Origin of the sequence: Oryzomonas rubra (genome assembly GCF_008369015.1) — a bacterium.
Classification (GTDB): Bacteria; Desulfobacterota; Desulfuromonadia; order Geobacterales; family Pseudopelobacteraceae; genus Oryzomonas; species Oryzomonas japonica.
Map to the genome: position 1 here is coordinate 185,748 of NZ_SRSD01000008.1, position 11,884 is coordinate 197,631.

6 protein-coding genes are annotated in these 11,884 nt (G+C 51.1%); 3 read left to right on the plus strand and 3 right to left on the minus strand.

Features of this window, described 5'->3' with window-relative positions; translation table 11 throughout:
* Position 1: 1 nt before the first annotated feature.
* The 3 genes from ET418_RS13755 to ET418_RS13765 are packed head-to-tail and all read right to left on the minus strand — an operon-like array spanning position 2 to position 4,263.
* A complete protein-coding gene (locus ET418_RS13755; RefSeq protein WP_149308455.1) occupies positions 2–1,318 on the minus strand; it encodes a TniB family NTP-binding protein in 1,317 nt (438 codons plus the stop codon).
* Entirely contained in the window at positions 1,318–3,450 is a 2,133-nt protein-coding gene (locus tag ET418_RS13760; RefSeq protein WP_149308457.1) for a hypothetical protein, read from the minus strand. The genes ET418_RS13755 and ET418_RS13760 overlap by 1 nt, the downstream gene beginning before the upstream one ends.
* A 12-nt stretch (positions 3,451–3,462) precedes the next feature.
* Positions 3,463–4,263: a TnsA endonuclease N-terminal domain-containing protein gene (locus ET418_RS13765; RefSeq protein WP_149308459.1), complete on the minus strand. Its 801-nt coding sequence runs from the start codon at positions 4,261–4,263 to the stop codon at positions 3,463–3,465.
* Positions 4,264–4,857: 594 nt separating this feature from the next.
* Between ET418_RS13765 and ET418_RS13770 the strand changes: the two genes are divergently transcribed.
* From ET418_RS13770 to ET418_RS13780, 3 genes are read left to right on the plus strand one after another with little or no spacing between them, the layout of a single operon-like run.
* Positions 4,858–7,617: a type I restriction endonuclease subunit R gene (locus ET418_RS13770; protein WP_149308461.1), complete on the plus strand. Its 2,760-nt coding sequence runs from the start codon at positions 4,858–4,860 to the stop codon at positions 7,615–7,617.
* A 9-nt stretch (positions 7,618–7,626) separates the two neighbouring features.
* Positions 7,627–10,149, plus strand: a complete 2,523-nt coding sequence (locus tag ET418_RS13775; protein ID WP_149308463.1) for a class I SAM-dependent DNA methyltransferase — start codon at positions 7,627–7,629, stop codon at positions 10,147–10,149.
* Positions 10,146–11,879 carry a restriction endonuclease subunit S gene (locus tag ET418_RS13780; RefSeq protein WP_149308465.1) on the plus strand — a complete coding sequence of 578 codons (1,734 nt, stop codon included), beginning with the start codon at positions 10,146–10,148 and terminating at the stop codon, positions 11,877–11,879. Before ET418_RS13775 ends, ET418_RS13780 begins: the two co-directional genes overlap by 4 nt.
* Positions 11,880–11,884 lie beyond the last annotated feature (5 nt).

Consider the following 11,884-nt stretch of genomic DNA (forward strand, 5'->3'; position numbering starts at 1 on the left):
CTTAGGAATTTAAGAGGTTCACTGCCTGGCTCCCATCAATGGCCAAATGTTCCTTCATTTGATCATGGGACAGAGCAGGACGAACATTTTTTCGTTGCGAGCGGGGTAACCTTGGTGTCTTACTGGTGGTATTTGCAACAGCAGCAGAACTTTGAAAAAACTCTTCATAGAGCCGAATACGCTCGGGAATCTTTGACTTCCAGGCTTCAAGAGCGTCGTGAAGCGGCCACAAATCGTATTGGTAAACTTCCTTGAGCAATGGCGCATCAATGTACTCTTGGCCGCCAATCGCTCGTTGTTGTGCGTTTATGAAAAGCGTGAGCAGAATCCCCGTTATGCCCTGGCTCTTATCAAACAGGGCCTCGATAATCTCCTCTGTCAACTCGCGGGGGTCTTTCACCCACTGGTAAATCCAGAGAATTTTGCAGAACTGCAACCATTCAACGTCATCATGAGAGCGTGGCGGGAGAAGTTCCAGGAAACCGCCCTCAGATACCCGGCGGGCGACACTCATCCGCCCTTGCAACAGTTCGAATAACTCTGTGGTTCCTACCAGGATTAGGGGCACCCCCAGCTCATCCCGGAAATTGCCAATCATGGCCAGCAGTTCATCTCGATTAGTACCTCTACCGTGTAAGAGATTCTGGATCTCGTCAATGATGATTGCGCCGACATTAAAGTTACGAACCGACTTCTGAAGCAGCCCCACGTAGTCGTTCTGGGTCATATTCCTTGCTAGCGACCGGCCGAAAAGTTCCTGACCAAGGACGATGTCAACCTCGCGGACGAGTTTTTGGCAGAGCCCCTTTGTAGTACATATCTCCGGTACGTTTTGCATAAGGTACAGTATCTGTGTGTCGGCATAAGGAACACCTTGATACTCGGTATGTTTTATCACCTGTTTGCCTATAGCTCTCATGATTCCTTTAACCAGTGCTGATTTGCCCATTCCTGAGAGTCCGGTCAAAAGATATATCGAGGACGGCAGTCTCGCTCCGTGTTGCCATTGCTGCCCTTCCGGCGTCAGCGGATTTCGCTTGGCATAACCGTAGAGGATGTTGTTATAGAGCTTGGCAAAGACTTTGACCTGCTGATCCATGGGAAACATGAAGTCAATCAGACGGCATGTAGCCGCTTTACGGCTCTCTTCGGGAAGATTCAGTTCACCTTCATCAAAATCAGGCTCTCGCATGAGGGCCTGGATAAGGCTCTCCTGACTTTGATTTTGTTCAAGCGGAGCAATGACTGCAGCCGCTGGATTTCCCCTGAGTTCTTTCAGAGCATGGTTATGGTATGTCGTCGGAGCATCTTCATTCATTATCGTTTGCCCCACAGGCGTGCACTTATCTCAGCTACGCTCGGATTCTTGACAGATTGATCGTTACGAGTTGAAGTATCCGCAATAGTCTTTTGAGGCGCCGTATCAATGGGTTCAGTTTCGACCTGCTGCCTCATCACCAGTTTTTCAATTATCCTGTTCTCCCTGATGGCCTCCTTGCCCTTTCGGGTTTTCGTGCCCATCCTTGCATTGGCGGTTGCAGTTATTGCATCTTTCTGTATTTTTCTTATCTTTCTATTTCGCTCAGCCTTCTGATGCTCTCTTTCCAACGACGATGCATCGATTAACGCCGCCTTCATTTCGAGATAATTATCGAATTCATAGGCAGAAATAGGCTTATTGACATATGCACTCGTCGCCTGCTCCCACTTATTTGTCAGGCGGTTATTAAAGTAGATGAATGACACGTCATGCTCGTTCAACCTGACTTCAACTTTCATGGAGGTATTGCTACGGCCCAGAAGCGCGCGCGGCAGACCTGGCTGCAGCCTATATAGATTGCGGTTAAATTTTATCCCTTCCCTGCTGACGAATCCCCAGCCTGGCGTCAACAGCCCGTATAGGACTTCTTGTTCCGTCATCGTGCGGGTGTATCCTGGTTTATGCTCGATTCCCCAAGTATAAAGCCCGATCCTGCTTACATCGGTCTCGCCACGAGCAACCATTTCTGACGGGATGCGTGCGTGATGCACTGCTTGGCTGTTCAGGTCGAGGATGATTTCGACGAGTATCTGCTCCAACTCAAACAAAGTCAGAACTGCGTCATCCTTGCCGTCTTTTTCGCCGCGCACACGGAATTTGGGGTACTCACCCGCAAGCTTCACGCCTCGCTTATTCTTTATTTCGTTGAATTTCTCCTCAATGGTCCCTTTCATGTCGCCGCGATACGGTGGACAAATCTGAACATTGATGCCGATCTTCGGGACATTCCCACTTTTGTTGGAGACCAATTCTGCCCTGTCGGCAGTAAGAAATGTTGGTAGATGGTGGCATGGCCAGTCTTTATCGGTATATGGCAGAGTAAGTCGCCTAAATATCGATATTTTCTCTTCGAAAGCATTTCTTAGCGCTGCAGCAGCCATCGTCCAGCTAAAGTTTTCGATTGAAAGACAATACCCGACGATGGCACTGGACCAGACATCGACAAGGATATACAGAGATGGTGCCCCGATTAATTTCGTCCGGTCATATTGTGATACCAGCTGTATCTGCAGTTTGGTGGCGTCAATTTCGAAACGGAAACCGGGCCCTGGCACGTGATCAGTAGCCTTCCCCCGTCTCTCATGTTCAACCTCACGAGGTCGGGCATACCCTGGGATGTGACGTCTCACAAGCCCCTCATTGATCATCCTCTTGTATTCATAGCAAAACTGCCCAAGCGATGGGCGCCGCTCTTCGGATATCAGGATGTCTTCCAGTCTTGTGGCTGCTGGGTCAGTATCGGGACGCCTGAAAAATTCTTTCAGTGATTGAACATATGCATGCCGTAACGAGGCCTTTTGATGAAGCAGATATTTATTGATCCCTTTACGGTTCAAGTCTTTAATTTCGGGACGTGTCAGTTTGAACTTGGTGCGTCCGCTTGATGATTTTTTCCCGCGCCTTGCTGTCCCAGGTCTTTGTTCATTGCCACCGCAGTTCCTGTAGGAGGGGACAAGGGCAAGAGGGGTCCTGCCTCCGGCAAGGTACCCATATAAGATTCTTCTGAGATTTCGCTCCGAATGAGCGTGCTCTTTGGCTTGCGTCTGAATCCATTTGAGCATGACCTGCTGGTCGAAGAGTATCTCATCGCTTTGAGGTATATTGGCAATAATCCTCTTTCTAGCCTCCCAAATTCGTCTACATGAATCCGACAGACCATCCGTGCCGACTTCCGGATGGTCATAGTCAGCCTTCGTGACGTTGTTGATCCGGATTTGATGCACCAACTCCGTCAATGAGACTATTACCGGTCCTCGGTATGTCTTAGCCGTCATCGGGTTTTTTTCAGAAGATGGGATCTCGATGATGGCGGCTTGATCTTCATTGGCGGCAAGGAATCGACATAAACCATGAAATGGCGCCTGCTCCCATTGGTTCGAGATGTTATAAACAGTATCCCTGTCCAGCATGAACTTCTACTCCTAACTCTGAATGAGTCTCACCGGAGAAAAATGATCTATTGGTACTTCAAGATCTATCGTCAGAAGGCGCAGCCATACTGCTCGCCCGAATATGCAGAAGCATTCCTTGACGGGAAGGTCAAGCTCCTTACCGACGTCCGCCAGAATTTGATCAAGGTTTTTATGAGGCCCCCAGAATAACGGAAACAGCGCCACAAACTCTGCAATGAAGCCGTTCAACCAGTCCAATTCCCTGGAGACCATTGAAATTCGAAGGTTTGTCAAGTTCCTCGCTCGGACTAGGGATATTCTTCGCTCCGTTGAAATGGTCCAGGCGATGCCTCGTCTTCTCCAAAACTCCTTCTCGATGGACAGCTTCTCCAGCATGCGGGGGGAGGGCGATGCTGCATCTACCACCGCCGAAGGCTTTATGCAAAAAACCACCAACGTATTCTTGGTCGTAGTTAGGACGATATCTGAGGTCATCACGATGGGGACCTGGGTACCCGGGTATCGTGGATGGATGATGCCGAACTGCGTAGCAATTGTTTGTGTCTCTTCCCACGGCAACAACGCATACTGCTCCCTGATATCCACCACATCTGGACAAAACTCGGCGCATATATGGTGATAAAACTCTATATCGGACAAGTAGTGATGTGTTCTGTTGGTTTTGAGCCCATGAACCATTGTTGATCGGCCAAGGGAGGGGACGTCGCGGACATGAAAAAATGGTCGGTAAGCACGCCCTTCCCCTTGTCCGTCACCGCGCTTGATCCATTTTCTGACTAGCTCGTATGTTGGCTTACTACTTTTTCTCATGTCGCACCAAAAAGATCTTTATTGATCGAGACTCACGTAATACCTGTGGCCGCCATCCTCTTGTGATTCACCTCAAAACATCCTGTATCGAGGATTTTCGAGTCCTCATGATAACTTCCAATATCGACAGCATCAGCAGTCAGCAGGGCAACGTTTTTTCGCCATGCAAAAATGCTATCATAAAATACGCCCATTTGCTATAAAAACTCTTTAATTCCAAATATATACGCTAATTTTGTCAGTATAGTTTCTATAAGTTAATTGACATCGTTTAGGCACTTGTATTTATTGCAACATCATGTGTCAGGGTTGTTCCCGTGGATAGTTAAACAAAAACGGCAGGTTGTTGTTACTGTCAGTATTGTTCTGTCACTTAATCGGCAGGCTCCTGTAAATTTTTTTTGTTATGTCAATTTCAGTCCACTTTTGTGATCCGTTGACAGGTGCGCTCTGCCGGGGTAAGGTGATGCATTTTTATGATATGGATATGGGGATGGCGGGATAGAGCAATCGGACGACTATAAAGGCATGAGAACCGCATAAGATTGGGTCTTGCTGTCTGATTACTCAAGTTCCCCCACAGGATTTTCCTGCATGAAAACTGAGCGCCAGACAAGACAGGAAAAAATCGACCTTCAACTGGGGCGGGCCGGTTGGGCCGTAGGCAGCAGGCGGTTGATTGAAGAGTTTATTATCGCGCCAGCCTCCTCTTTACACGAATCGGGGGCCGATTACCGTGCAGTAAATCAGTTTGCTGATTATGTGCTCTTGGACCGTTTCGACCGGCCACTCGCCATTGTTGAAGCCAAGCGTTCCAGCCGAAATCCGCTCGAAGGGGAACGCCAGGCAGCCGACTACGCCGATTCGCTACGGGTCAAGCACGGGACCGATCCCTTCGTTTTTCTAGCCAACGGCAATGAAATCTGGTTTTGGCATCGAAACCTTTACCCGCCTCGGAAAGTTAGCGGATTTTTTACAGAAGAAGACCTGCTGCGCCTCGCCCACCTAGACAAATTCGGCCAACCGCTCACAGGGGCCATGCCGCTTGAAGGCATCATTGATCGTGCCTATCAAATCGAGGCGGTCAAAACCATCGCAGAGCGGATCGAATCAGCCAAGCGGAGTTTTCTCATGGTGCTCGCCACCGGCACCGGCAAGACCCGTGTCGCTGTGGCCTTGGTAGAATTGCTCCAACGACAGGAGCGCATCCAGCGTGTGCTCTTTCTTGCCGACCGCAGGGAACTGGTGAAGCAGGCGCTCGGGGCTTTCAAGGAGCACCTTCCCGGCGCTCCCCGGTGTTGGATTGAAGGGGGCACCATCGATAAGGATGCCCAGATTCACTTTGCCACCTATCCGGGGATGATGGCGCTCTACCAAAGGCTCTCTCCCGGTTATTACGACTTGATCATCGCGGATGAAAGCCACCGTTCGATCTACGAAAAAGAAAGCTACGGCGGCATCTTTGATCATTTTGATTCCCTGCTGCTCGGGTTGACCGCTACGCCGACCGACTTTCTCGATCATAATACCTTCAAGTTGTTCGATTGCCCCGATGGCAACCCAACTTTCTACTATGGCTACGATGAGGCGGTGCGAGACAAACACCTCGTCCCCTACCGTCCGGTTCATGTGGCCCGCACAGGTTTCCAGATCGAAGGATTAAAGCCTGGTGAACTGCCCGACGAAGTAAGTAAACAGGTCCGCGAGCAGGGGGTTAATCCCGATCAGTTCAGTTTCGAGGGGTCGGAACTGGAACGCAAAGTCACCAACACCGGCACCAATGACGCCATTGTCCGGGAGTTCATGGATAATGCAATCAAGGACGCAGTCGGCACGCTTCCGGCAAAGACCATCATCTTTGCTGTTTCCCACAATCACGCACTTGAAATCTTCAAGAGTTTCAACCGTCTTTATCCTGACCTTCAGCGTAAGGGGCTCGCCAAGGTCATTGACAGCGCCATGGAACGGGCCGAAAAGACCCTCGACGATTTCAAAAACAAGAACTTTCCTCGTGTCGCCATCTCCGTGGATATGCTCGACACCGGCATCGATGTGCCTTCTATCCGTAACCTGGTCTTTGCAAAGCCCGTTTTCAGCAAGGTGAAATTCTGGCAAATGATCGGTCGTGGCACCCGCACTTGGACAGATCCGGTAAATGGACAAAAGAAGGCCGACTTCCTAGTCATTGACCACTGGGACAATTTTGATTATTTTCAGGTCAACAAAGATGGCCGTGCCGGTGCGGTTTCCGAGCCGCTTCCATCCCGCCTGTTTCGTCTGCGTTTGGAAAAACTCCAGATTCTCGTTGGCCGGTCGGATTCCCCGTCCGCAACCTATACGGTCCGACAGCTTCGCGACCTAATGGGTTCCCTGCCTCTGGACAATATTAATATAACTCCTCATGCAGATGAAATCCGGCGTCTTGCCGCCAATGATGAGCCATGGCTCAATCTGACCGACGAAAACACCGCGCACCTTTCCCAGATAATTGCGCCGCTGTTGCGCTTCTCCGTGGCCGGTTCCTATGCGGAGCTTCAATTTGAGAACCAAACCGAGCAGCTTGCACTTGCCCAGCTTAAAGCCGATGTTGAAGAGATCGCCAAACTCCGCGAGCGCATCACGGAACATCTGTCGCTGCTCCCGGCAAGCATCCCGGAGATTCAGCCTCATCTTGAAGCACTCGTAGCTGCTCAGACCGATGCCTTTTGGGGAAATCTGACCTGCGCCCGGATCATGCAATTACAGGAGACCTTTGCGCCGCTCATGCGGTTTCGCAACCGCCGTCCGCCCGGTATCTTCGTTCACCTCACGCTTCCCGACCAGATCAAGCGACGTCATTGGATCATCTATGGCCCAACCGGTGAGGGAGCGTTTGCAGAATCATATCGCGCCCAGGTGGAGGCCCTTGTCAAGGACCTTGCAGGGGACAACCCATCCCTGCAAAGGCTCCAGCGGGGCGAAGAGCTTTCACCAGAGGACATTGAAGCCGTGGCCGCCGCGCTGAATGGCCCCGACCTTTTTGTGACCGAGGAGCGCCTGCGCGAAGCCTATCACCAGCCCAAGGCCAACCTTGCCGACTTTCTACGCCACATCCTGAATATAGTCATGCTGCCGTCCCGAGAAGAGTCCATCTCCCGAGCTTTTGACGAATGGGTCCGCCAGCATCCCCGACTCACCGCCACCCAGCTGATGTTCGTCAGGACGCTGCGTAAGGCCGTGATGCAAAAGGCTGAGATCACCTCGCTCGCGGCATTACGTAAACCGCCATTCAACACCATCGGAGACCCCGAACAACTATTTAAACTATCGGAGCTTTCCGAGCTTTTCGATCTAATCACTGACATCGCTGCATAAGGAACGTACATGCTCTCGCCGCAACTTCGCCGCAAAGTCCACGATCTTTGGTCGCTTTTCTGGTCCTCAGGTTTGTCAAACCCGCTCGTAGCTATTGAGCAAATAACCTACCTGCTTTTCATCCGTCAGTTGGAAGCCCTCGACCGCGTCCGTGTCAAGGCAGGCAAAACCTCCATCTATGCGCTGACAAAAGAGGAAAAGAGCAAACACAAAAAAGAAAAGACGACGCCTCCTGACTACGAAAAATGCCGTTGGTCATATATTCGGCAAAACGTCTCATTCGGATTGCTCAATGATACTGTCTTCCCCTGGCTCCGCAGTCTTGAATCCCGCGTCGGTCCTGCGCAGAATGGTAACACCACCCTTGGCCGCATCTCTGGCCGCCTGAGCGACGCCTACTTCATTCTTGACGTCAACAAGACTGATACCCTTAAACGCGCCGTCAGCCTCATTGATGATCTTTTCCGGCAGCTCGACACCCGTTCGGTCAATTCCGATATTATGGGTGATATTTTCGAGTATCTGCTTGAAGAGGTGAAGGAATCCGGCAAGAACGGCCAGTTCCGCACACCGCGTCACGTCATCCGTTTCATGGTGCAGTTGCTCGATCCGGAGTTGAAAGCCGACGTCAAAATCCTCGATCCTGCCTGCGGTTCGGGTGGCTTCCTGCTCAACTCCCTTCTGCATTGGAAAGCAGAACATACCGCCTCTGATGTCCTGCGACTTGAGTGGGACGGGACACCTCACGATGTTCTTCCAGTTTGGCCCGAAGGTGAAAAACTCAATTTCAGTAACATTTTCCACGGTTACGATAACGACCGCACTATGGTCCGCATCGCCTGGATGAACCTTATCCTGCACGATTTGGAGATTCCCGAAATCCACCAACTCGACGCACTCAGCAAGCGGCTCAAGGACGAGGAAAGCGGCACCTACGACTACATCCTCGCAAATCCTCCCTTTTCGGGCAGTGTTGACGAGGGTGATCTCAGTGAAAACCGGCAGCGTTTTCCTCGTAATGGCAAAGGCGCCGTGCCTATCACCAACAGGAGCGAGTTGCTTTTTGTTTGGCTCATGCTTGATCTACTCAAAATTGGGGGGCGTGCAGCCGTTATTGTGCCGGATGGCGTTCTGTTCGGTTCCACCAAAGCTCATCGAGAACTGCGTCGCCAGCTCCTGTTCGAAAACACTCTTGAGGCTGTAGTTTCTCTTCCAGCCAATATGTTCCAGCCTTACTCGGGCGTGAAAACCTCAATCCTGCTTTTCCAGAAGGCTGGAGACCCCGTGGCTGCCGGCTCCGAACCGCGCACTCGCGAAGTCTGGTTTTACGAGATTACTGACGAGGCATTTTCGCTCGACCAGAAACGCAAGGCACTTAATGGCCAAGACAACGACCTTTGGGACGGCCTCGAGAAGTTCAAAGCCTGGAACAGCTACCGCCAAGGTGATGCCAAAGATCTAAAAGGCGAAACTCTTTCATCTCTTCGTGCAGCCGCTATTGCCAAGGATTATCACCAGCCCGACTATTGGGAGGAGCGCTGGCGCAGTGTAGATGACGAGTTTTTGGCTATATTTCCTGAAAAATCCGGTGATAAAGGTCACACTTACCCACTGCACGAGTTGTGGCCGCAGGATTTCAAGTTATTTGATCATGCCGACACACGCGGTTCTCGACAGTATGACGATGCAGTCCTTGCCATCGTACGTCCCAAGTTCGAAAAAACGATAGGCACATTAGTCGAACAGACTGTTAAGCACGCCTATGATACAGCTCGCAAACCCGATGTGGAAAAGGCAATTGCTGCTGCCGAAAAGAACGTCAAAGCCGTGGCCAATCAACTTAACAAGCAGGTCCGCGACAAAGGTCTGTTAGACCGCGAATTTGACCAATACGGCCTGAACGCCCTTAAGACTGTACTCAAGGAAATGACCGCCAAGGTAAAAGAATGGGCAGCAACTGTCCGCATTCCGGAAAAGAAACCGAAAAAAACAGCGGCCGAGCCAAACGTAGAGCGGACTGTCAATGTCCTTGTGCCGCTACTTAGCGAGCTTGCCAAGCTCGATGGCTATAATGTCTGGCGCCGTAGCCACAAACCCGAATGTTACGCCGGAAAGCTCACACTCTCCGACAATGGCGAGCCCAAGCGTGAGCCTACCCTGCACAGTTGGATCGTCCCGGTCCGCCATTGGGCTGAACTGGAAAGCTGGGGTGAACATCCAAAAACAAAGAAAACGGTCAATAAGCCCACTCACCAGGGCGGCGTCATTGATCCCGAATACCTTGTCTGGTTACGCGACACCCTGAAAGTGTTCGATGATGATGCCACGGTGAAGGAAGATTTTCTTCACCGCCTTGATCCTGACTGTCTCGAAGCCCTGGACTTCAATCTCTCTGCTGGTCGTCATAAACCCTTCATCTTTGACGCCGGTCTGCATCGCCCGCCTACCGAACTCATTGGCGAACTGCAGGCTATTCACGGAGAGGTAAAGAAGCGGCTTGAAAAACTACTTACCCTTATTGAGGCCAAATGATGGATTCGCTTCTCAATAGACTTCCGTCAACGTGGCCGTTGGTTCCAATTGGCGCTATATGCCAAGTGGGTGCTGGAAATGGAGCGCCACAAGGTGACTCCTATTTTGTCGGAGGCACTTATCCGTTTGTGCGTATGCAAGATGTCGGGCGTTGCCAAACTCCATATATCACGACAACAACAGACCGCCTGAACGACTTGGCCATTGAAAAACACTCTCTCCGACAGTGGCCCGCTGGTTCTCTTCTTATTCCCAAGAGCGGCGCATCGGTGGCGCTCAACAAACGCGCGTTACTTCGCGAGCCCGCTTATGTGGTGAGCCATCTTGCAGTGCTGATTCCCGGTGATCTCATTGATCCTGAATATCTCTACCATCTCACATGCACTTTGGACATGATGAGGCTCGCTTTAGATCCTGCCTATCCGTCACTAAGAACTTCTGATCTAGCAAGGTTGCGTATCCCTCTCCCAACCTTAAGCGAGCAGCGCTGGATCGTGAATATTCTGCAAGAGGTCGAGGAAATCCGCCGACTTCGTGCAGAGGCCGAAGCTCGAATAGTGAAACTTATCCCGGCGATGTTTGAAGAGGAATTTGGTGATCCCGTTCAAAATCCTCGAAAATGGGACATCAAATCGCTGGCGGCTGTAATCAACGGCACGCCAAAAAATGGACTATATAAACCGGCAGATCTGTATGGTGATGGGACGCCAATTATACGTATTGGCGATTTTACTGGTGGTAACCTCCGTACTTCTAAGAATCTACAGCGAGTGCGAATAACGGACGAAGAGGTCGAGCAGTTTAGCGTGGGGAGTGGCCAAATACTTATCAACCGAGTCAACAGCATCGAACATTTGGGAAAGAGCTTGCTGGTCGCATCGCTGACTGAGCCGACGGTATACGAGTCTAACATGATGCGCCTTGACCCAAAGACGGAAAAGGTTCTCCCTGACTTTCTTATTGCCTGTCTGCAACATTCTTCTATCGTAGCCAAGCTTCGTGCCAAGGCCAAAAAAGCGATTAACCAAGCCAGCATCAATCAGACCGATGTCTTGACTCTTCAGATCCCTGTTCCTCCTCTCTCAGTGCAGGAGGGCTTTGCATTACAGGTGGCTCAAGCAGAAGGATTACGCACATCTGGAGAACGTTCCATGCGAACAGAACGGGCACTTAATGCGGCCCTTTCCGCTCACGCCTTCTCCGGTCAGCTCACCGCAGACTGGCGGGAAGCCAACAAGGATAAGCTCGCCGATGAGGCCCGTGAGCGAGACGGCTCCCTCAAAAAAGCCGGAGCAGTCTTTTCCCATACCCGCCTAACCATGGCCGAAGAGATTGAAGAACTCTTGCATGATCGTACCGATGGCATCTATGCAGCCCTCAACCGCGAGCAGCGTGGTCTTCTTGGTGAGATAGAGCGCATGTTTGGCGGGGTGGATTATGGTCGCTATTTCACAGCCGAACAGCTTGCAACGGATATAAAGGGGGCTCTTCATCGCCATTCGCAAAGGATAGAATCTCATCTTTCCCTTTTTGCTGCCCGCGGCCTCATCATTCCGGTCAGCCGTCCGCGTTCAGACAGTACAGGGCCTGCCTTTGCCGCCTGCTATCGTCTGCCGATAACCGAAAAACTGGCATCAAACGATGAGAAAGATACGACTGACTTTGACAGTGATGACATTCGCTCCATGCTGATGGAAACCCAACGCAAGCTTGCCACTGGAGGGATATAGCTCGC

Bases quoted from the DNA above. Each gene is read 5' to 3' on its own strand.
- ET418_RS13760 (WP_149308457.1), bottom strand. From the start codon at position 3,450: ATGCTGGACAGGGATACTGTTTATAACATCTCGAACCAATGGGAGCAG.
- ET418_RS13765 (WP_149308459.1), bottom strand. From the start codon at position 4,263: ATGAGAAAAAGTAGTAAGCCAACATACGAGCTAGTCAGAAAATGGATC.
- ET418_RS13780 (WP_149308465.1), top strand. From the start codon at position 10,146: ATGATGGATTCGCTTCTCAATAGACTTCCGTCAACGTGGCCGTTGGTT.
- ET418_RS13775 (WP_149308463.1), top strand. From the start codon at position 7,627: ATGCTCTCGCCGCAACTTCGCCGCAAAGTCCACGATCTTTGGTCGCTT.
- ET418_RS13770 (WP_149308461.1), top strand. From the start codon at position 4,858: ATGAAAACTGAGCGCCAGACAAGACAGGAAAAAATCGACCTTCAACTG.
- ET418_RS13755 (WP_149308455.1), bottom strand. From the start codon at position 1,318: ATGAATGAAGATGCTCCGACGACATACCATAACCATGCTCTGAAAGAA.